We start from the raw sequence: 21,750 nt of genomic DNA on the forward strand, positions 1-21,750 counted from the left end.
CAGCGCACTGAAACACTCACTCATTCACATAAGCGACGACAACTTATCTGTCTTTGTTGTATTCAATTTTTTTATTCAGCTTTTTGCATTCAAGAGTGGTCATAAACTAGCACAATTCGACGTAAGATTGGCGATTAGTCACCGCGCAGCATTAGGCTAATTAACTAAGCGTGACGCAAACCAATATCTTGGCTGCCAATACACGTTATCAAGACTCGAAATCATCACGCCGCGGCTACTCGATACATGTAAAAACTGCCTATTTGAAAGGTAAATACCCACGTGCCTGCCACGCCAAGAGGTTTTAAAAAACACTAAATCGCCTGCCTGTAATTCCGACTTGGCTACCTTATAGCCTAAGCTGGTTTGCTGCTCAGTAGTACGAGGTATACTGCCGCCAACTAACAACTGGTATGCCAATACCACCAGACCAGAGCAATCTGTACCACGCTTATCCATGCCGCCAAGACGATACGGCACGCCTTGCCACTGCTGATAAAAAGCGCGAATGCGTGCTTCGTTCCAGTTAGCTTGAGTCACCTTGCTTGTTTTTGAGGAAGGAGTGGATTGAGGTGGCGGCGCTGAGCTACATGCAGTTAGCGTTAGCAGCACTGCCACAACAATGACGTTTAGCACCCGAGCAAAACTAAACATTTAGGGTCACCTCAAACTTCAATAACGACTCACGTGGATGCCTTCCACTAGCGCGTCATTAACTGCACGCTTTGCACCAAACTGCGCTTAGCAGCTTGCTTGTCGCCATCTATCTTTAAGCGCAACACCACGCCTTGCCACTGATTCCAAAACACATGCGCCATAAATGAAGTGTCACGCTCTTTCGCGATAAAGCCTTGTTGTTGTCCCTGATAGAACAACTGCGCAAGCTGCTCAATCCAGCGCTCATACAGGCTATTAACCGAGGCTTTGAGCTCTGGGAAATTATCGGTGGCTTCAATCATTAAATTCGCCAACAAGCAGCCCTTAATCGGGCTCACGCTGGTTAAGTCATCCAGCATGCCATGGTAGGCCGTCAGCATGGTCGATAGATTTTCTTTAAAATCTAACAGCTCATCGAACTCAATAGATGCCAGTGTTTGCTCAAAGTATTGCTCAGCCACACACACAGCAAAGGCTTCTTTGCTTTTGAAGTAATGATAGAACGACCCTTTGGGGATCCCCACTTCATCAAGAATAACCTTGATACCCACAGCGCTTAAACCAAACTGCGAAAACAAACGCTCTCCGGCACTGCAAATAACCTGACGGCTGGTAGACGACTTTTTCATAACTCTCATCCCTAGCTATGTCACTCACACAGCTAATGTCCTTGTTTACTTTTAATATGACTAAACTGACACTAATGATAGAACAAAGTAGACCGACCGCCTAGTTATTAACGAATCGCAAATTATCTTGTGCAACTAAATACGCTTTAAAGCAAAAAGCTGCCCTTGGGCAGCCTTTAAATTTAATAGTATTGCGTGAGTTTGTACCTAGTTCACCGCCATTGAAATAAAGTAACCGGTAACCGTTGCGGTGATCACTCCAATAAAGCCCGGAATTAAAAAGCTATGATTGAGCACATACTTACCGATTCGTGTTGTGCCTGAGCGGTCAAAACTGATTGCCGCTAGATCACTTGGATAAAACGGGAAGAAGAAGTAAGCGTAACAAGCCGGCAGCACACCAATGAGTACAGGCGCAGGAATGCCGAGACTAAAGCCCAGTGGCAACATAATGGTTAATACCGCAGCCTGGCTTTTCAAGAATACCGATACCACAAACATGGCAATAGCAAATGTCCACGGGTATACCTCAACAATGTCTTTTACCGCATCAACCAAATCGCTCTTGTGATGGCTAATAATGGTGTCGCTCATCCAGGCAATACCAAAGATGATGATCACCGCGCTCATACCTGCGGTGAATACATTGCTGCTAGCAATTTTCTTTGGACTAACATTGGTTGCCAGTAAGATGATGGCGCCTACTGACAGCATCATAAACTGGATCGCCACCGACATTTTCACGCCTTGAGGCAGAATTTCCTTGCTGAACATAGCAACCACGATTACCGACAAGATACCCAGCAAGAACACACCTAGCCCTTTTTTAGCAACCGACTGCTCTGCAGCAGTTTGCTCAATGGCATCGGTTTTATCCACCAGCCCTGCTTTAAATTCTGGATCTGCTAAACGTGCTTGAAACTCAGGGTCTTTATCTAAGTCCTTACCGCGCTTTAAGCTCCAAATACAGGCAACTAAAAGACCGGATAGCGTTGCGGGAATCGTCACCATAAGCACATCAACTAGGCCAATATCTAGGTTGTTATCAACCGCAGTAGCCATCACCACAGCGGCTGCGGCCGCAATTGGGCTAGCAGTAATCCCCATTTGTGAGGCGACCGAGGCCATCGCAAGCGGACGTTCAGGGCGAATGCCTTTTTTGTAAGCTACATCGTAAATTACCGGCAGCAATGGATAAACTGAATGGCCTGTACCCACCAGCACAGTGAGCGAATACGTACATAAAGGTCCAAGGAAGACAATGTGCTCAGGGTGTTTACGCAGCAGCTTCTCAGCAAAGCGAACTAACAGCTTTAAGCCACCGGTTGCCTCAAGTGTGGCAGATGCCGCAACCACGGCGAGGATGATCAGCATAACGCCGATTGGCGGCGTACCTGGCGCAATACCAAATACAAAGGCCAATACCGAAACCCCTAAACCACCTAATAAACCGAAGGCTATTCCACCATAGCGAATGCCAATAAAAATGACGCACAGCAGCAATAACATATGTAACGTAAACATAGTCTCCCCGTCAGACTTGCAGAACTTTGTGCAGGTATACCATAGGGAAAAAAGCGATTAGTGATACGTGTCATGCTTCTAGGGTGAATAGAAAGTGCACCCTTAAATTCGTGATCAGATTCACAACTACTTCAGCAGTTAGGCTCACCATACGGTAAAGCCAATTCGAGCCGATAACACAGAAGCTACATAAACCGCTGACTTGCAGAAAGTTATCAACACTTTCTCAAGGGCATAAACTCTGTTAGCTTGAGCATTAACTAATTAAGTAACCTGGTTCTGAGGGATAGATGGAATTTACAGACGGCGTACTACAGCTTAACTCATTCTTCACCGTGACCATCGGCATCATAGTGCTGTTTATTGGTCGTAGGTTAAATCAGGTTATTGGCTTTTTAAAAGAGTTCAGTATCCCCGAGCCAGTATCAGGCGGGATCATTTTTTCGCTGCTCTTTAGCCTTATCTATGCCCTCGCCAACATCGAAGTCAGTTTTGACCTTATGGCGCGAGACGTACTACTGGTCTATTTCTTCACCACTATCGGCATCAACGCCAGCCTGGGGGACCTGTTCAAAGGCGGTAAACCACTCATCATCTTACTTGCTGTTACCATCGGCTATATGATTTTACAAAATCTCACTGGTATCAGTGTGGCCGCCGCTTTTGGTCAAGAAAGCGTAGTCGGCATGTTAGGCGGTAGCGTATCGCTAATTGGCGGACATGGTACAGCCATCGCCTGGGCACCTAAAATTCAAGAACAGTTTGGGCTGACAACCGCCATGGAAATTGGTATCGCCAGTGCAACCTTCGGACTCATTCTAGCCAGCTTGATGGGTGGGCCTATTGCAAAATACTTGATCAACAAGCACCAACTCGCACCAACTCCTCAAACAGATATTGCTGAAACGAAAGGTAAAGAAACGGAAACGCCGGTACGAATGACGTCATTTGATTTTCTTGACGCACTGCTGGCCATTCACATCTGTGTGATTTTAGGATTCTTTTTAAATGAGCTAGTTAGTGAGTTAGGACTAGATTTACCGCTGTTTGTTACCTGTTTATTTGCCGGTATTGTTATCACCAACCTAGTACCGAAAACCTATCCAAGACTCACAGGTACGGCATGGCCAACGCGCACTGCCGCAGTCGATTTAATTGCCGATATATCTCTAGGTACCTTTTTAGCCATGTCATTAATGAGTATGCAGCTATGGACACTCATCGATCTTGCCGGGCCTATTTTCGCAATCTTAGCTGCGCAGTTTATTATCGCGATTCTGGTCAATATTTTCGTGGTATTTCCAGCAATGGGGAAAAACTATGATGCAGCAGTGATTTGCTCAGGTTTTGGTGGGATCTCGCTCGGCTCAACACCAACGGCAATGGCCAATATGGCAGCTGTATCACAACGCTACGGCCATAGCGCACAAGCATTTATTATCGTACCGCTAGTTTGTGCCTTCTTTATTGACCTCGCCAACGCCCTGATTATTCCTTACTTTCTTAATCAGCTGTAATTTAAGCGACTGCTTAGGTTGGCAGCGCTAACCTAAGCACACTAAATAACTAGAAATTTTTCACAGGCTCAACAATCAAGGTGTTAGATTGAACTGGGCTTTCAGATTGCATATATAAATCACGCACAAGTTTAAAATCTAGCTCTAATTCAGTGACATAAAAGCCATCAACCGGATAGGTTTTAACGACTTTGGCACCTTTGATAACGCCTTGTATTTTAACCTTAGTGTCTATGCTATTGAGAAAGTAACCCTTTGCGACTGAGTTAGAGCTAAGTTGCATTCCATAAACCTGCTCAGCTAACTCCCGATAAGCCAGAATTTTTGACGCCTCCATGGCTTGCAGCACCTTTTCTTTCTCCAACAGCGCGGGTTGCTGTGATATGGGTGCATAACCAACTGCGGTTAATACCGGATAGTCTGACTTATCGCTGTCATTAGTATAGCCAACGCTTTCACAGCCAAATAGCGATAGACCAAACAACAATAAACAGCCAACCCACACGATTCGATTAAACATAGCTCTCCCGTTCATTCTGTTGCTGCAATTGCTTGGCAACACTATTGGTATCTACTCGTTGTTCGCGTTATCAGATGCCGCCTGCTCGCTAAACATCGAACTCATAGCAGACCATAATCCTGTAGAGTGATTTTGATTAAAGTAATCAACACCAAGCTCAACAGCCGTCGCGCCCGCAGCCATTGGTCCTGCATATAATGCACTGCCAACAACATTGGCAGCTGGGCTAACTTCTTTCCCCGTAAGCCCTTGATACACGCTAGAAACGATAGGTGTGTGATTAAGCACATTAAGCGTGTCGATCGCATCTTGAGCGTTCAGCCCGTCATCACCAAAAGCATAAGTTGCAAAACTATCTAAGCCATCGCCTAATTCTGCTTGCTGCTCAGCATCTGTGGTTGCCGCAACACTGTTACTAATGGCACTTTGCACCATGCTCGTTTGCAGCGACATCAAAAAGCCTTGTTGTAACACTGATATCACCGCATCACTTACGTTAAGCGACAAGCTATTTAAGTCGGCTAAACCAACTTCTGATAACAACTGCTGCTGAATTGCACTCACTGAAAAGCTACTGACAGACGATAAGGACTCAGGTACATCAACACTAACCATTCGCGACATAGACTGTGAAACAGCCGCTTGCTGCAGGATGCCAGTAAACTCATCAGCAGACTGTTGCTCAAAGGCCGCACTCACCTCATCAACATTACTGCCAATTGAAAAGCTCATAGTAGATTGCAGCCAGGACCAAGAATCTTGTATCGACATATACACTCTCAAATTAGCTCACGCCTTCAAGCTTTGCTCAAAGGCCATTACCGATAACTGCATGATAATGTGCAATTAAATCGAGATTGTGCAGAAAAAAAGGAGAACCCAAGGAGTTATTGTAAAGGGCGTAGATTCGCTAATTTGTTTAGTTTTAAATGGACTACCTGAATACCGTACTGAGCTGAACATAATGAAAATAAACACTATTTTGCTGGCATTGTGCTTGGTTACCATTACTGCTTGCAGCAGCACAGAAGTTGCTGAAATCAAGGTGCCAACCAAAGAAGACACCAGGGTCAATGTGGCCAGCACTAAAGAAGAAGTGCAACGCGGCGATCCTCAATATCGCCCGGTAAGAAACAACCATATCCAACAAGCGCAACAAGTTACCGGCTCATTGTTCAACCCCAACAATATCTACAGCATTTACCAAAATAACAATCGCTACGAAGTCGGCGATATGATTTTGATCCGCCTTAATGAAGCCATGACCTCAAAAAAGTCCATCAGTTACTCAAAAGACCGTTCTGACGAGTTCAATATGTCGCCCAACATTAACGCTGGCAGCATTAGTATTAACGAGGGCAACCTTAGTGCCGACTACTCGCAAGAAGAAAACTTCGATAGTTCATCTGCTAGCAACCACAATAACTCGCTGACGGGCACCATTACCGTAGCGGTTAGAGAAAAGCTGCCAAACGGCAATTTGATCGTGGCTGGAGAAAAGTGGTTCAAACTCAACAAAGGTGATGAATATGTGCGCTTTTCAGGGGAAATTAGAGTGACCGACATAGCAGCTGATCACTCCATTGACTCACAAATGGTGGGAAATACAGTGATAGAAGTCAGCGGCAAAGGCGAACAACAAGATAACCAAGACGCGTCACTGATTTCTAAATTGCTCAGCGTATTTGGTTAACTAATGAAGCACTTTCTATCCCTTTGTTTGCTCGCCTTATTGCTGCCTGTGTCACCAGCTTTCGCCAAATGGTATTTAGGCCAGGAATCTGTCACCTATGATGGCAATAACTATAACCAAATCCGCAAGCAAGCGATCGAACAAGCCATTGAGAATGCGTCCTTGCAAGCAAGTAGCTTTATCAGCATTGAAAACACCGTCTCTGGCGGCTTACTAACAAGCACCCAAAGCAAATTGGTGTCAAATCAGCAGATCAGCGAAATCGTCATTCTTAATGAGGCGATTGCTGGCGGTAAGCTGACAATTAACCTCAAAGTGAATATGCACACTGTCGCCAATTGCGTCAAAGACGATTATCTAAAGCAGCTGATTGTCGCTCAGTTCCCGATGTTAACGCCTGCCCAGGCGGCTGCCGGTGATATTGCAGCCCTGCCATTTCATGTGGCTTCTCGCATTAAAAATGAACTGAGTAATCAGCCAAATATCTTCGTAGAAGAGTTAATTCCAGAAATGGTATTCCAGCCGACATCGAGCTTTGACAGCATCAACCTCAAGTCTGTTAAAGGTATTTCCCACGGACTCAACAACCAATTTCAAAGCCAATACCTGGTGTTTGGCTACCTGCGCGACATAAGCCTATTCGACCAAATTACGGCTAACTTGGTCGGTGAGACTAAAGTACCGATGCGAAACTTCACCATTAAGATGTTTATGTATGACCGTATCAGCGACAGCATCTTGTTAGAAGAGGAATACCATGGGGAAGGTGCTTGGTCGTTTGACAGCTATAGTCGTGTCGATATGGCTAATAGCTTATTTTGGCGCAGCGAATATGGCAAAGCTGTGGTGAATACCTTGTTTAAAGTGGCGCAAGACATTAACCGCAAACTCAGCTGCGAGTCTACCAAGGCTATCGTGATCAACAGCGGTGATGAATATGTCACGGTTAATATCGGCACCTTACATGGCGTAGAAAAAGGCGATAAATTCCAGCACATTAAGTTGAACAACATCCCACTCAACAACGCCGTATTGTCGACCTGGATGCCACCTGAGCAGCCGGTTTACCTTGAAGTGATGCAGGTAAGTAACAAAACCAGTCTGCTTAAAGTGCCAGATCATCAAGACGTTACCGGTGCCAAGCAAGATCAGATTGAGCTTTATGATGCCGTAATAGCTGCGCAGCACTAGCCCCTATCTTAATATTGCTAGCTCCACTTATGTTATGAGTAAGTAATGGGGTTAGGCTAAGCGTCTCTATTCGTACAAGCCAGACAAATATATCGCCACCTTTTGACTCCTAAGCCCGTTAGACTAAGCTAATACTATTAAAAATAACAATAATGGCGATGTACTAGACCTATGACCACTTATGCTCGCATCCCTCCTAACCTACTTACTCGACTTGGCAGTTATTGTTTAACTGCAATCACTGCCATATTGCTAACCATAACCTTGGTATCTACAACCCAGGCTACGCAAATAGATCGAATCATCACCATTAGCACCCAGGAATGGCCGCCTTATCAAATGCAAACCGGCAATGATCAAACCGGCGCAGCAATTGATGCGCTAGCATGTGTGATGCGACGGCTGCAGCAGCCGTATAAAGTGATTTTCTTACCCTGGGGAAGAGCGCAATTTGCCGTTGAGCAAGGTAAGTATGATGGATTTTTCTCGGCAGCCAAAAACGACCAACGCGACAGCTATGCGGTATTCTCTGAACCCTTTATAGCGCAAACCTGGAATTATTACCTGCTAAAGGGAACTCAAGTACCACTCGATCCACAAACCATTAAGCAACAAGCCTATTTTGGTAGTCGCAAGCATTCAAACACCACCTATTGGCTTAAACAAAATGACTTTCAATTAATTCATCAAGCGGACCATATCAATGAGCTACTCGCTCTACTACAAAAAGGCCGCATTGACGCTATGATGGAAAATAAGTTGCTGTTTGAGGATGCAATTGCTAAAGCCGGTTTACCAATGGAAATGTTTGAAGTGGTACACAACCGCACCTTGCCGCTAGGGGTGTATTTTGGCAATCAGTTTGTTAAACGCTACCCAGAATTCGTCGAGCAATTTAATCGCCATACTCATGCCTGCCGCTTTGAAGAAACGCCAACCATGGCAACAGGGAAAGCCACCAGCAACTAGTTGTGCTGTTCAAGCCTATAGACTAAATGCTTGCTGCATTTCGCTACGGCCTTGAGTGTTCACATAATCAAGAAACACCTGCGCTATGGGTGATAACGCGCGCGATTTTGCCCAGGCGAATGTCCACAGCGACACAATCGGCAAAGATTCTACATTGAGCACCTTAACATCGTAATTCTCACCAAATGCCAATGTGTGCGCTGATAAAATCGACACGCCTAAACCAGATAGCACTGAATGGATAATTGCCTCATTACTGGCAATGGTCATCTTAATATTGGGCTGGAACTGTTGCTGCTTAAAGAAGTTCTCAATTGAATAACGGGTACCAGAACCCGCTTCGCGCATTAAAAAGTCTGCCTGACAAAACGCCTGCAGCGACACTTGTGACTGTTGCGCCAATGGATGGTCGGCCTTAGCAATGGCGACCAAATCATTAGGCATAAACTCAGCCACCTCAATATCTAACCCTTCAGGTACATAACTGAAGACGTAAAAGTCATCCAAGCCTTGCTCTAATCTATCTATCACCTGTTGGCGGTTTGCCACAGTAAATTGCACCTCAATCCCAGGATAACGTTCACAAAAAGGCCCCAGCAAATGTGGAATAAAGTACTTAGCCGTGGTTGCACAAGCGATGCGCAGCGTACCTGATCGCAAGCCCTTTAAGCTTGAAAGCTGCATGTCTAATTCTTCACAGCTTTGCAGAATTTGCTTAGCCGTAGCAACTGTTGCCAGTCCCGCATCAGTAAACTGCAACTTGCGCCCTACTTGCTGATAAAGCGGCATACCAATGGCATCAGCAAGCTTTTTTAGCTGCATCGAAACGGTAGGCTGAGTCAGAAAACAAGTCTCAGCAGCCGCCTTGACACTGCCTTGCTCATGTAGTGCCAGAAGAATCTCAAGCTGTCGAAAGGTACCAATATGTGCATGCAATCGTGAAGACATGGCAACCATCCATAGATAAAAATCTAATTAAATATTAGTAAATATCTATTTTTATCTAATCAAATGTAAATGTAAACTTTGGCGAAATTTCACTCAAGCATGAATGAGGTAGTACATGTTAAGCAGAACATCAGCACTGGCAGTTATCACAAGCCTAGTACTTAGCGGCTTTTATGTTTTAAGCTCTTTGATTGGGCAAACAATGCCTGCATTTGCAGCCTTAGCACTAACACTATTCAGCCTGGCTGTGGTTAGCTCTCTCAAACAGCTCAAACTTCAACGCGCAAGCTACGCTAACCAATACTCTCGCGAGAAATAGCCATGATTGATGCAGTAGTAGCATTTTTTATCTTAGGTGCCGGCAGTCAATTGCTTGGAGCAAAGCTGAGCTTTCCAGACAGCTTATACAAGTCACTTAGCTTGTTTTTAATGGTGGCAATTGGTCTAAAAGGTGGTATTGCACTGCAACAACACGTTGACCCTGCCTTATTTAGCATGTCGCTCGCCGTCATAGGCTTTGGCCTGATTATCCCGCTTATCGCCTACCCGCTGCTGCGCTACTTTGGTCAGCTAGATAAAATCAATGCTGGCGCAGTTGCGGCGCACTATGGCTCAGTCAGTGTTGCCACCTATGCAGTTGCAGTTGCTCTGCTTGAAGCAGCGAACATTAAATACGAAGCTTATTTTCCGCTGTTCGTCGTCTTACTGGAAATGCCAGCCATTGTTGTTGGACTCATTCTGGCAAAAGGCAGTTTTAAAATCGTCAATGCTGAATTTATCAAACATGAACTGGTTGCCAATCAAAGCATATTGCTGATGCTCGGCAGTCTTATCATTGGTTTTGTAGGCGGTGACAGCGTACAAAAGCTCGCGCCATTCTTTATGCAGCTTTTCTCTGGTGTGCTGGCGCTATTCTTATTAAAAATGGGCATGGTCGCCGCTGAGCAATTATCAACTTTAAAGAGCAATAGCCTGTTTTTAGTTAGCTTTTCAGTATTGATGCCACTGATTGGTGGCAGTGCGGGGATCGGTTTAGGGGTGCTGATGGGGCTAAGCGCAGGCGGCGTTGCACTTATGGCCGTGTTAGGCGCAAGTGCTTCTTATATTGCGGTGCCTGCAGCGATGAAACAAAGCTTACCCGAGGCCAATGCTGGGCTGTCTATTACTGCATCACTTGGGATCACCTTTCCATTTAACGTGCTTGTCGGTGTACCGTTTTTTATCGCACTGGCGAGCTATATTAAGGGTTAGAGCACAAAGTACTAATTAGTGACTTTCTAAAGTAGACTAAAATCCAGGTGTGTGACTAAAGCAAAGGAAAACGAATATGCTAGACCCACAACTGGCAAAAATGCGTCTGCAGCGATTAGCTGACAATGTATTCGCACTCAGTCTTATTCTGCTGATAAGTAATGTCGAGTTACCCGCAATTAGCAGCGAACCTTCTGCGAGTGAAATCAATGCATTACTCATGGCAAATCTGCCGGAAATGGGTGTCTATTTACTTACATTTGCCGTAATAGCAGCTAACTGGGTTAAACACGTTGAGTTGTTCTCTGTAATGAAGCATGTAGACCGAAGCTTGATGATGCAACAATTGTGGTTGCTGGCCTTTCTAATGCTGATCCCGGTAACTAATCAGTTCATAAATGTGGATGACAGCCAAACCCTAATTTTGGTGGTCTATAGCTTGAACCTATTAGCAGTGGGCGTCATGTTGTGGCTAGGGTGGCGCCGATTGGCTAACCACCCAGAGCTTCGTATAGAAGGGCTCGATATTGACAAGTTACAAGCTCGCAGTAAGGACACACTATCTGAGCCCTTAGTTGCAGCACTAAGTATAGTCGCAGCGCTGCACTCAAGTTTGGCCTGGGAGTTAACCTTTGTGCTGATCCCTATCTTATTTTCTAAACGTCATCACTTGGAGCCGCTAAAAAAACGTTTGTCAAAGCAATAGCTTGATTAAGGCGTGTTGATCGTTCAAACCATAGCATTTTAGTGTGCACACAAAATGCTAGTTCTACCTTTACACCGCCATTCCCACAGCAACACCTGATGACCATGCCCACTGGAAGTTAAAGCCACCGAGCCAGCCGCTGACATCCATTACTTCACCGGCGAAGAATAAGCCCGGTACTTGTTTCGCTTCCATGGTTTTTGACGATAACTCATTGGTATCAACGCCGCCCAAGGTTACCTCTGCGGTGCGATAACCCTCAGTGCCGTTCATCACTAACGACCATTTGTTTAGCTGCTTGGCAATAGTATCACGCTCACCGTGACCAAGTTGATTGAGCGCTTTATCGAGTTGCGCACTGTCAAACAAGGCTTCAACTAAACGCTTTGGCAACCACTGACTTAGGGTGTTACGCAGGCTTTGTTTAGGGCTACTTTCTAAAGCAGATGTCATTAGCTCGATGGCATCATCATTAGGTAGTAGGTTGATGTGGATTGCTTGCCCAGGTTTCCAGTAGTTAGAGATTTGCAGTACAGCAGGGCCTGATAAACCGCGATGGGTAAATAGCAAGGCTTCACTAAACTGAGTGCCGTTTTCGGCAGTAATGGTCGAAGGCACAGCGATGCCAGATAATCCCTCAAACTGCGCTTTTTGCTCAGCATGCCAGGTAAATGGGACTAAGCCTGCGGTAGTTGGCAGCACCTTCAAGCCAAACTGCTCAGCTAATTGATAGCCAAACGGTGTAGCCCCAAGTTTTGGCATCGACAAGCCACCAGTGGCAATTACCAGCGAATCACAACCATAGTCACCATTAGAAGTGGTCAGTTTGAATTGACCAGAAGCTAGCTTTTCAACTTTGTTGATCTCAGTGCGCAGCTGCACATTAGCGCCCGCCCAATCACACTCTGTCATCAGCATGGTGACAATTTCTTTAGCTGAGTCATTGCAAAATAGCTGGCCGTGATCGCGCTCGTGATACTCAATCCCATGACGCTCAACCAGCTCTATAAAGTCGCTCGACTTATAACGCGCCAGCGCAGATTTAACAAAATGAGGATTGGCGCAAATAAACTGGTGCGGCTCAACCTTTTGGTTAGTGAAGTTACAACGACCACCACCACTGATCAAAATTTTACGCCCTGCCTGCTTGGCATTATCTAGTACCAGCACTTGCTTGCCGCGATAACCCGCCGTTGCCGCGCACATTAAGCCAGCCGCTCCTGCGCCAATAATGATCACATCTTGATGTTTCACGTTTGTTCTCACTTACCACTAAATCGTCCAGCCAAATACTGGGTGATTTTTAATCAGACACAAAAAAGGGCGCTATATTAGCACCCTTTTGTCGATAAAACACTGCTCGTTATCAAGCCTATTAGCTCTCAGGCGTTTCCATTTTTTTGTCACGCCCAAGTAGCTCTTTAGCCGCATCAGCCGGATGCTTACCTTGGTATAGCACCTGATAAATTTGCTCGGTAATTGGCATCTCTACACCTAAGCGTTTAGCAAGCGTGTAAACCTCTTTAGTGTTGCGATAACCTTCAACCACCTGGCCAATTTCAACCTGCGCGGTATCAACATCTTTGCCTTGACCTAACGCCAAACCAAAACGGCGGTTACGCGATTGGTTGTCGGTACATGTTAATACCAAGTCACCCAAGCCAGCCATGCCCATAAAGGTATTGTTGCCAGCACCTAACGCCACGCCTAAACGAGTTAACTCAACTAAGCCACGAGTAATTAATGCTGTGCGAGCGTTAGCGCCAAAGCCAATGCCGTCAGACATACCCGCACCAATTGCGATAACGTTTTTAACTGCGCCGCCAAGTTGTAGGCCAATAAAGTCCTCATTCGCATAAACGCGCAAACGCTTAGGGCTGTGCAGAAGGTCTACTAAGTCCTGCGTAAACTCAGGGCAAGTACCGGCTACAGAAATTGCAGTTGGCATACCAGCAGCAAGCTCTTTGGCAAATGTCGGGCCCGACAATACCGCTAGCGGGAACTGCTCACCAAGCTGCTCGCGAGCAACATCTTGCAGTAAACGACCGGTTTCAGGCTCAAGGCCTTTTGTCGCCCACACAATACGCGCATCGTCACGTAGCAAAGGTTTTGCTAATTGCAGCACTTCACCAAACACATGGCTTGGCACCACAACCAGCACATTATTGCTGGCAGCTAGCGCAGTTGCTAAATCAGCTTCAATTTCGAGACTGTCAGGAAAATCAATCCCTGGCAAAAACTCGTCATTACGGCGATCGTTTGCCAATTTGTGCATGTGCTCAGGCTCATGACCCCAAAGCAAGGTTCGGTGACCATTACTCGCAAGAGAGATGGCAAGGGCGGTGCCGTAAGACCCCGCCCCTAGTACCGTAATGTCGGCAGTGTTACTCATAGTAATTATGCGTTTGCTTCTTCAGTTGACGCTTCAGCTTGGCGCTGTTGAACGTATTGAGCAAATAGTGCGTCAAAGTTAACTGGCGCTAGGTTTAGTTGTGGGAAAGTACCACGAGAAACTAAGCTGCTAACTGCTTCGCGAGCGTATGGGAATAGTACGTTAGGGCAGTATGCACCTAATGAGTGAGCTAGTTGTGGCTCAGTTAGACCAGCGATTGAGAAAATACCCGCTTGCTGAACTTCACATAGGAACGCAGTTTCGTCGCCATTATTAGCAGTCACAGTTAGCGATAAAATCACTTCATAAGTGTCATCAGCTAGCTTGTTACTACGAGTATCTAGGTCCAGTTTAACTTCTGGCGTCCACTCTTTTTGGAAAACAGCTGGGCTGTTTGGCGTTTCAAAAGACACATCTTTCATGTAGATGCGTTGAATGTTGAACTGTGGGTTTTCTGCGTTGTTTGCTACTTCTTCAGCCATGATGTCCTACCTAATAATATAATTTGTTGATGCTTATTTATCGGGTTTATTGTTAGTGGGTTAAGTGAATCACCTAACCCTTATACCCGTCTCGGTCTACCTAATTGAAACTTATTACTAAGCCCTTTGTTTAAGCAGGATCCTATGTTTTTACCTTCGAATGCATGTCTGCAAACGCGGTTTTATTTGTCAGCTACTTATCGCTTACCAGCGACTACAGGCAGGTTTGCTGCTTTCCAGTCAGTCATACCACCAGTTAGGTTAAATACGCTTTCAAAGCCTTGTTTAACCAGTAGTTGCGAAGCTTGCGATGAAGTCATGCCAGCGTTACATACAACTATAATGGGACTAGTTTTATGCTTTTCAAGGCTTGTAGCTTGATTATTTTTGATTTCAGACATAGTGACGTTTTTCGCCCCTACGATGTGACCTTTTTTAAACTCATCTTTTGAGCGCACATCTACCACAATGGCGTCTTGCTTATTCACCATTTGAGTCAATGTTTGATGATTGATATTGGCTACTTTTGAGGTTGCTGACTTAACCGTAGTCACAATAAAAGCCACAAATAAACCAACCCAAGCCAGACTTAGAATTGGGTTAGCTTGAAAAAATTGAATGTATTCTTGCATGTTTACAGCCTATTTAGAGACATTGACGCTAATAACGAGCCACGAGTATATAGTTTTGCCATTGAAGTTTCACCAAAGAATCGCCTCAAATCAGGCATCGACCAGCATTGCAGCGTTTTTTGTAATTTAGATTGAAAATTTATAACACCAAACGCATCTAAACGCGCTTTGATCTTTTTACACTGCCGGATAAGTAGTAATATTCATACAATTCAAAATTTCATCGCCAATTTCTTAACATTCAAACTTTGCTTACTAAGAGGTAGCACAATGACAACTGCAAAACGCCCATTGGCGTTATTGATCCTCGATGGATGGGGATACCGTGACAATCCAAAAGATAACGCAATTCATCATGCCAACACGCCAGTGCTCGACAAGCTTAACGCCACGTACCCTAATAGCCTGATTTCGGGCTCAGGTATTGACGTAGGTTTGCCTGATGGTCAAATGGGTAACTCAGAAGTCGGCCATATTAATATCGGTTCAGGCCGCATTGTTTACCAAGAACTTACCCGAATCAGCAAAGCCATTGCTGACAACGAGTTCGACCACAATCCAGCATTAGTTACAGCTGTTGATAAAGCCATTGCTAACGACGGCGCGGTGCACGTAATGGGCTTATTGTCACCAGGCGGTGTACATAGCCACGAAGAGCATATCGAAGCTATGTGCAAGCTTGCCATCGCGCGCGGTGCCAAAAAGGTTTATTTGCATGCATTCCTAGACGGTCGTGATACGCCACCTCGCAGCGCCAAAGGTAGCCTAGCGCACTTTAGCGAAATGTTTGCCGAGCAAGGTTGCGGTCAAGTGGCATCGATTATTGGTCGTTACTACGCCATGGATCGTGACAATCGCTGGGAACGTGTGACTAAAGCCTATGAGCTAATTACCGAAGGCAAAGCTGAGCATACTTATAGCAACGCGGTTGATGCGCTAGAAGCCGCTTATGCCCGTGATGAAAACGACGAGTTTGTGGCAGCATCAGCTATTACAAACGCCGATGGTGACATTGCCACACTTAACGATGGTGACGCACTGATCTTTATGAACTTCCGTGCTGACCGCGCGCGTCAAATTACTCGCAGTTTCGTCAATGCTGACTTTGATGGTTTTGCTCGTAATAAAACGCCTGAAGTTAACTTTGTTATGCTGACCGAGTACGCAGCAGACATTAATGCCCCTATTGCCTACCCGTCAGAAGATTTGGTTAATACCCTAGGTGAAACCTTACAAAACTTGGGTAAAAAGCAGCTACGTATTTCTGAGACTGAGAAATATGCACACGTCACTTTCTTCTTCAACGGTGGCAAAGAGCAGCCATTTGAGGGCGAAGACCGTATTCTTATTGAATCACCTAAAGTGGCAACTTACGACTTACAGCCAGAAATGAGCTCTACTGAGCTAACCGACAAACTTGTCGGTGCTATCGAGTCTACCGACTATGACGTGATCATCTGTAACTATCCTAATGGCGACATGGTTGGTCACACTGGTAGTTTTGATGCGGCAGTTAAAGCCTGTGAGGCGGTTGATAGCTGTATTGGTCGCGTAGTTGAAGCGCTACAAAAAGTAGGCGGCGAGTGCATTATTACTGCCGACCACGGTAATGCTGAGCAAATGGCTGATGAAAGTACAGGTCAGGCACATACTGCCCATACTAGCGAGTTAGTACCGTTTATTTATGTTGGCCGAGAAGCACAAATAAAAGCTGACGGAAGATTAAGCGATATCGCTCCGACTATGTTATCGTTGATGGGACAAAAGATTCCTGCTGAAATGTCAGGACGTTGCATAATCGACATAACAGAGTAAAAGAATAAACGTGATCCTTCGACACCTTGTTAAAGCCAGCGTTATCGCTGGCTTTTTATTGCTAACCTCTTCTGCCCAAAGTGCTGATCTTGAAAAACGTCAATCAGAGCTTAAAGCGATTCAGGCACAGATCTCTAAGCAGCAAAGCTCACTACAAGACACCAGCAAACAACGTGAAAAGCTGATCGCGCTGCTAAAAAGCGATGAAAAGGCCATCGCCAAAGCCGCGCAGCAAGTTAATCAAACCAAGACTGAGCTCGCCTCGCTAAACAAACAGCTCGATGAATTAAACCTGCAGCGTGTTGAGCTAGATAAACGCAAGCAAAAACAACAAAAGACACTCTCAAAGCAATTATCAAGCGCGTACCTTGCCGGCAATCACGACTACAGCAAAATGATGCTCAACCAGCAAAACCCTGCCACAGTTGAGCGTATGCTAACTTACTATCAATACCTCAATAACGCCCGCATGCAGGCTATTGCTGATTTAAAATCTACTGCGCAAGAATTAAATCAAGTGGTAAGCCAGCAACAACAACAACAGCAAAAGCTCAACTCAACCATATTGAGTCAACAAAAGTACGCCAAAACTCTTTCAGCCGAACAAAATCAGCGTCAGCAAACCCTAACTCAGCTTCAGCGCACCCTATCTAGCAAAGGTGCTGAACTTGAACAGCTACAAATCGAAGAAGCCAGCCTTAAGCAAATCGTGCAACAGGCAATGCGCGCCGCTAAGAACAGCCCAAGCATGGATGGCCTTGCCAAATTAAAAGGCAAACTAAAGTGGCCGACCAAAGGCCGAACATCGAAAAAATTTGGTAGCCGCCGCTCAGGACAAATTAACTGGAAAGGCACCATTTTATCCGCCCCAGAAGGCCAAGACATTCAAGCGATTGCCGACGGAAAAGTCATTTATTCAGACTGGTTACGCGGCTTTGGTATGGTTTTAGTCATTGATCATGGTGAAGGCTATATGAGCCTCTATGGCCATGCGCAGGCGCTTTTACGCGAAGTCGGCGACGCTGTGAGTAAAGGCGAATCCATCGGATTAGTAGGACGTTCGGGTGGACAGACAGAACCTGGCCTATACTTTGAGATAAGGCACAAAGGGCAAGCCGTCAACCCAGCGAGATATTGTCGCTAACCAATCTGGTTTATAAAGCACACGTGATGACGCCGCCCTTGCTTCACAAGGGGATGTTATGCACCAGTCTTTGCGTTATCTAGCATGCTTTATTTGCGGCGTACTTGTTGCAATGTCAGTGAGCTTATCTAGCTCAGAACATACTTTCATTCGAGCAGAATCCAGCGGCCAAGAATATGATTTAGCGCTGCTATATGATGTTATCGACACTGTCGAAACTTATTACCTTAATCAGGTCGAGCGCCCAGAGCTTATCAAGGCGGCAATTGATGGTGTGTTTAAACACCTCGACCCCTATTCAGGCTTCCTTAATCGTCAAGCGTTCCAATCCCTTACCGACAGCAATAAAGGTGAGTATTTTGGTTTTGGCTTCGAGGTTGCGACTGAAGGCGGCAAAATAACCGTCATCACTCCTTTTGCAGGCTCCCCTGCAGCTAACGCCGGTATTATGCCCGGTGATGTGATTTCTCACTTCAATGAAGTAGAGGTAACTGAGAGTAACCTCAACATGGTGCTCACGGGTATTAAACAACATAGCCAGCAAAACCAGGCGATAAACTTAACTGTAGTATCTGATGCTTTAGATGAGCAGCGCGAGTTGATCCTATCACCAAGCCACGTGCACATTGAGTCAATCCAGGCGAGAGTAATCAACAATATTGGTTACATTAATATCGCCAATTTTCAGTCTGATGCAGCCAAGGCCATTATTAAACAGTCTATAGCCTGGCAAGAGCTGCAGCTAGATGGCGTAATTTTGGATGTGCGCAATAATCCGGGTGGACTGTTAGATCAGGCCATCGAAATCGCTGACTTGTTTCTCGATAAAGGACGCATCGTCTCGACTCAAGGACGCTTTTTTGATGCCAATGAAGACTACTATGCTTCTAAACACACCATTTTCAACCAGTTGCCAGTTGCGGTACTGATCAATAAAGGCTCGGCTTCGGCCTCAGAGGTGTTAGCAGCGGCGCTGCAAGAAAATGACCGAGCCGTGTTACTGGGAGAGAAAAGCTTTGGCAAAGGAACTGTACAAAGCCTTATTCCTATGTTGTCTCAAGGAAATGCCATCAAACTAACCATTGCCAAATACAACACACCTAAGGGCAATGACATTCACAGTGTCGGCATCGCTCCAGACATAAAAGTCGACTTTAACACTGTATCAACAAACACAAATGTGCCTATAATCACAGCTTATAATTTAGATGATCCTCTTAAAGACCTACATATAAGCTCTGCAATTAATTGGATTTCGCAAAATAATAACTAAAACTATATACCGATTACTCAGAACCGTGCGCTTATTACTATTAACAGTTACATGTTTACTGACATGCTTTCCGGCATTTGCCGCCAATCTCGCCATTATTATTGACGATATTGGTTACCGGCAAACGGACAAAGCTGTGCTGTCATTAGATCCTAGTATCACCCTTGCCGTGCTACCACATACGCCACTAGGCAAAACGTTGGCTCAGCAAGGCTACAATAATGGTCACGAGATCATGCTGCACATTCCTATGCAGTCGCTTGACGGTCGCAAGCTAGGTCCTGGTGGGCTCACCAATCAAATGAACGAGCGGCAAATCAAACAAACAGTTATTGATGCCGTAGAAGACATTCCATTTGCTAAAGGCGTTAATAACCACATGGGTAGTTTCTTTACCCAGCTATCAACGCCAATGAAGTGGGTAATGCAGAGCCTCAAGCAAAAGAATCTCTATTTTGTCGACAGCGTAACCACTAAATTTAGCAAGGCAACAGCACAAGCTGAAACAGCAGGCGTACCGCTGCTATATCGACAAGTGTTTTTAGACAATGACAAACGTTATAGCGCGCTAGACAAACAATTCAGATTAGCTATTGATCAAGCAAAGCAGCTAGGGCAAGTCATTCTAATTGGTCACCCATACCCTGAAACGGTGAGCTACTTAAAGAAGAATATGAATTTACTCACCCAGAATGGGGTGAGGCTAGTCAGCGCATCTAGCTTATATGACGCTAATGGTGAGATTGTGGCAAATGTGCTTGACCGTAATACCAAGCCTAACTTAATTGCAGAACAAGTGACTACGACTCAAGCGTCAACACTGGAATAGCAAGATCAGATAAAGTCGACATCAACTCTGACTTATTCACTACAATGTCAGCAAGGGTATATTCATCTAACACGGCAAGATAAGCAGCAACAGCCTTACCAAGTATGCCTTTGAATGCGCATACAGACGTGAAGCGGCATTTTGGCTCATCACAATCAATCGGGGCCAATGAGTTTTCCAGCTCACGTATTAATTGCCCTAAATTGATCTCGCTAGGTAACACTGCCAGTTTAAAGCCGCCGCTTTTTCCGCGAATGGTATTGATATAACCGAGCTTGCCTAGGTGGTGAATAATCTTTGCCACATGATTTGACGACAGAGTAAATACCTCGGTAACTTCTGCAATACGAAACAGCTTTTCACGCTCGTGCTGCATTGCCACGTACATCAAAATACGAATGCCGTAGTCTGTATATCGAGTTAGTTTCATACTTCAGTTACTCTACTTCTGTTGCTACTTCTACTGCCAAGAGTTAGCCAGTACTTTGTTCAAGCTCAGTGATTAAGATCAATGCTTGCTCATTAGTGTCACCACAAACATCTTCACAAGGCACAAAGGCACCGCAAACATCAGGGCGTTCAGGCTGGTCAAAAATCTTACACAAGTTATCGTCATTTAACTGGACGCAACGCACGCCAGCAGGCTTGCCATTGGGCATTCCAGGTATTGGGCTAGTTATAGATGGCGCAATACAGCAGGCACCACAACCTAATCGACAATCCACTTGAACAACCTAAAGACAAAGCATTAAACACTTGCCTAGTGTACTGAGTTTCACATTATAAGGAAGCACTAAAACAAATATTTGTTATGTATGTTTTAGTTTTCAGAAAATAAAATCAGATAATCTGCATATAGAAATATGTCGTGCTGAAAAACACTTCACCGACCTCGAAAGGCCATTCAGGATGTTTGGATGCCAGAAACATAAAAATACCGGCACTTACGAGAAAAAGCTTTATCTAAGCACCGTGGGCGACTATTGGTACTAGCCAACCCCTAACTGACGTGAGGAGTGAAAGCACTTATCTCCAGACCAACTATGATTTTTGAACGCGTAAAACGAAAAAAAGCCTCATCAATCGATGAGGCTTTGCTCTTTATGTTGGTGGGCGCGAGTGTGGCGATAGCCACAAGCGCGTAAGCTGGGGCGAACTTGCTTTTAAACCCATGTGTCTTCGGCACGCGAGACACGCCGCTTACTATTCAAAAGAGTCTAATATCTCCAGGGAAGGAGTATATGCTAAACATTGTCGCGAACAATGTAAGTCCAACTGAACTACCGCATTTTCGAACGTGCAAAACGAAAAAAGCCTCATCAATCGATGAGGCTTTTCTCTTTATGTTGGCGGAGCGGACGGGACTCGAACCCGCGACCCCCGGCGTGACAGGCCGGTATTCTAACCAACTGAACTACCGCTCCTTTAGACCGAAGTCTAAATTCTTTTTAAGTCGCTAACGTGTCAAGGCTAGGGGACTTGCTTTCATTTATAAAAAGCTAATTAGGCGTCTGGAAATGACCTACTCTCACATGGGGAAACCCCACACTACCATCGGCGCGATTGCGTTTCACTGCT

General features: G+C 45.3%; 22 protein-coding genes and 1 tRNA gene. 10 read left to right on the plus strand and 13 right to left on the minus strand.

From position 1 onward, the window contains the following. Positions 1 to 156 precede the first annotated feature (156 nt). The 3 genes from G3R49_RS16200 to G3R49_RS16210 form a co-directional block, all read right to left on the minus strand. Entirely contained in the window at positions 157 to 654 is a 498-nt protein-coding gene (locus G3R49_RS16200) for a C40 family peptidase (protein WP_167870350.1), read from the minus strand. Positions 655 to 701: 47 nt separating this feature from the next. Then, positions 702 to 1,286, minus strand: coding sequence for a TetR/AcrR family transcriptional regulator (locus tag G3R49_RS16205; RefSeq protein WP_167870351.1), 585 nt, complete (start codon positions 1,284 to 1,286; stop codon positions 702 to 704). Positions 1,287 to 1,493: 207 nt separating this feature from the next. Beyond that, a complete protein-coding gene (locus tag G3R49_RS16210) occupies positions 1,494 to 2,810 on the minus strand; it encodes an anaerobic C4-dicarboxylate transporter (protein ID WP_130599903.1) in 1,317 nt (438 codons plus the stop codon). Between the two features lie 290 nt (positions 2,811 to 3,100). Between G3R49_RS16210 and gltS the strand changes: the two genes are divergently transcribed. Then, positions 3,101 to 4,327, plus strand: a complete 1,227-nt coding sequence (gene gltS / locus G3R49_RS16215) for a sodium/glutamate symporter (protein ID WP_167870352.1) — start codon at positions 3,101 to 3,103, stop codon at positions 4,325 to 4,327. 49 nt (positions 4,328 to 4,376) lie between these two features. Here gltS and G3R49_RS16220 read toward each other — a convergent pair whose 3' ends face one another. Both G3R49_RS16220 and G3R49_RS16225 read right to left on the minus strand, forming a co-directional pair. Then, entirely contained in the window at positions 4,377 to 4,847 is a 471-nt protein-coding gene (locus tag G3R49_RS16220) for an LPP20 family lipoprotein (protein ID WP_210147246.1), read from the minus strand. 51 nt (positions 4,848 to 4,898) lie between these two features. Continuing rightward, complete coding sequence (locus G3R49_RS16225) at positions 4,899 to 5,618, minus strand: hypothetical protein (RefSeq protein ID WP_167870353.1); 720 nt, start codon at positions 5,616 to 5,618, stop codon at positions 4,899 to 4,901. Between the two features lie 193 nt (positions 5,619 to 5,811). Between G3R49_RS16225 and G3R49_RS16230 the strand changes: the two genes are divergently transcribed. The 3 genes from G3R49_RS16230 (at position 5,812) to G3R49_RS16240 (ending at position 8,700) form a co-directional block, all read left to right on the plus strand. Beyond that, positions 5,812 to 6,540, plus strand: a complete 729-nt coding sequence (locus G3R49_RS16230; protein ID WP_167870354.1) for a flagellar basal body L-ring protein FlgH — start codon at positions 5,812 to 5,814, stop codon at positions 6,538 to 6,540. Between the two features lie 3 nt (positions 6,541 to 6,543). Then, positions 6,544 to 7,731 (plus strand): flagellar assembly protein T N-terminal domain-containing protein, encoded by a 1,188-nt coding sequence (locus tag G3R49_RS16235; RefSeq protein ID WP_167870355.1) that lies wholly within the window; start codon positions 6,544 to 6,546, stop codon positions 7,729 to 7,731. Between the two features lie 171 nt (positions 7,732 to 7,902). Beyond that, positions 7,903 to 8,700 carry an ABC transporter substrate-binding protein gene (locus G3R49_RS16240; protein WP_167870356.1) on the plus strand — a complete coding sequence of 266 codons (798 nt, stop codon included), beginning with the start codon at positions 7,903 to 7,905 and terminating at the stop codon, positions 8,698 to 8,700. Positions 8,701 to 8,715: 15 nt separating this feature from the next. On the opposite strand, the gene G3R49_RS16245 is transcribed toward G3R49_RS16240, so the two are convergent. Beyond that, positions 8,716 to 9,648: a LysR family transcriptional regulator gene (locus tag G3R49_RS16245; protein ID WP_167870357.1), complete on the minus strand. Its 933-nt coding sequence runs from the start codon at positions 9,646 to 9,648 to the stop codon at positions 8,716 to 8,718. 321 nt (positions 9,649 to 9,969) lie between these two features. Here G3R49_RS16245 and G3R49_RS16250 point away from each other — a divergent pair, with 321 nt between their 5' ends. Both G3R49_RS16250 and G3R49_RS16255 read left to right on the plus strand, forming a co-directional pair. Continuing rightward, positions 9,970 to 10,899, plus strand: coding sequence for a sodium-dependent bicarbonate transport family permease (locus G3R49_RS16250; RefSeq protein WP_167870358.1), 930 nt, complete (start codon positions 9,970 to 9,972; stop codon positions 10,897 to 10,899). Positions 10,900 to 10,975: 76 nt separating this feature from the next. Beyond that, positions 10,976 to 11,605 carry a TMEM175 family protein gene (locus G3R49_RS16255; protein WP_167870359.1) on the plus strand — a complete coding sequence of 210 codons (630 nt, stop codon included), beginning with the start codon at positions 10,976 to 10,978 and terminating at the stop codon, positions 11,603 to 11,605. Between the two features lie 69 nt (positions 11,606 to 11,674). On the opposite strand, the gene G3R49_RS16260 is transcribed toward G3R49_RS16255, so the two are convergent. The 4 genes from G3R49_RS16260 to G3R49_RS16275 all read right to left on the minus strand — a co-directional run bounded on the left by G3R49_RS16260 (position 11,675) and on the right by G3R49_RS16275 (position 15,111). Further along, on the minus strand, positions 11,675 to 12,859 hold the full coding sequence (locus G3R49_RS16260; RefSeq protein ID WP_167870360.1) for an NAD(P)/FAD-dependent oxidoreductase: 1,185 nt from the start codon (positions 12,857 to 12,859) through the stop codon (positions 11,675 to 11,677). A gap of 121 nt (positions 12,860 to 12,980) precedes the next feature. Next, entirely contained in the window at positions 12,981 to 13,997 is a 1,017-nt protein-coding gene (gene gpsA / locus G3R49_RS16265; RefSeq protein ID WP_130599886.1) for an NAD(P)H-dependent glycerol-3-phosphate dehydrogenase, read from the minus strand. Positions 13,998 to 14,002: 5 nt separating this feature from the next. Continuing rightward, entirely contained in the window at positions 14,003 to 14,479 is a 477-nt protein-coding gene (gene secB / locus G3R49_RS16270) for a protein-export chaperone SecB (protein ID WP_130599884.1), read from the minus strand. Positions 14,480 to 14,676: 197 nt separating this feature from the next. After that, the gene (locus G3R49_RS16275; RefSeq protein WP_167870361.1) at positions 14,677 to 15,111 is read right to left on the minus strand and encodes a rhodanese-like domain-containing protein; all 435 of its coding nucleotides are present in this window, start codon (positions 15,109 to 15,111) and stop codon (positions 14,677 to 14,679) included. A gap of 270 nt (positions 15,112 to 15,381) precedes the next feature. On the opposite strand from G3R49_RS16275, the gene gpmM reads away from it, so the two are divergent. The 4 genes from gpmM to G3R49_RS16295 are packed head-to-tail and all read left to right on the plus strand — an operon-like array spanning position 15,382 to position 20,172. Continuing rightward, positions 15,382 to 16,926, plus strand: a complete 1,545-nt coding sequence (gene gpmM, locus G3R49_RS16280) for a 2,3-bisphosphoglycerate-independent phosphoglycerate mutase (RefSeq protein WP_167870362.1) — start codon at positions 15,382 to 15,384, stop codon at positions 16,924 to 16,926. 10 nt (positions 16,927 to 16,936) lie between these two features. Next, the gene (locus tag G3R49_RS16285) at positions 16,937 to 18,070 is read left to right on the plus strand and encodes a peptidoglycan DD-metalloendopeptidase family protein (RefSeq protein WP_167870363.1); all 1,134 of its coding nucleotides are present in this window, start codon (positions 16,937 to 16,939) and stop codon (positions 18,068 to 18,070) included. A gap of 58 nt (positions 18,071 to 18,128) precedes the next feature. After that, on the plus strand, positions 18,129 to 19,343 hold the full coding sequence (locus G3R49_RS16290) for a S41 family peptidase (RefSeq protein WP_167870364.1): 1,215 nt from the start codon (positions 18,129 to 18,131) through the stop codon (positions 19,341 to 19,343). Between the two features lie 25 nt (positions 19,344 to 19,368). Further along, positions 19,369 to 20,172, plus strand: a complete 804-nt coding sequence (locus tag G3R49_RS16295) for a divergent polysaccharide deacetylase family protein (protein ID WP_348633936.1) — start codon at positions 19,369 to 19,371, stop codon at positions 20,170 to 20,172. Here the strand turns inward: G3R49_RS16295 and G3R49_RS16300 are convergent. The 3 genes from G3R49_RS16300 to G3R49_RS16310 form a co-directional block, all read right to left on the minus strand. Beyond that, on the minus strand, positions 20,144 to 20,602 hold the full coding sequence (locus tag G3R49_RS16300; protein ID WP_167870365.1) for an Rrf2 family transcriptional regulator: 459 nt from the start codon (positions 20,600 to 20,602) through the stop codon (positions 20,144 to 20,146). The two genes, G3R49_RS16295 and G3R49_RS16300, sit on opposite strands and share 29 nt — an antisense overlap. Positions 20,603 to 20,645: 43 nt before the next feature. Then, a complete protein-coding gene (locus tag G3R49_RS16305; RefSeq protein ID WP_167870366.1) occupies positions 20,646 to 20,897 on the minus strand; it encodes a YkgJ family cysteine cluster protein in 252 nt (83 codons plus the stop codon). A gap of 622 nt (positions 20,898 to 21,519) precedes the next feature. Continuing rightward, positions 21,520 to 21,596, minus strand: a tRNA-Asp gene (locus G3R49_RS16310). Positions 21,597 to 21,750: the final 154 nt, after the last annotated feature.

Origin of the sequence: Shewanella sp. WXL01, assembly GCF_012263345.1 — a bacterium.
Taxonomy (GTDB): Bacteria; Pseudomonadota; Gammaproteobacteria; order Enterobacterales; family Shewanellaceae; genus Shewanella; species Shewanella maritima.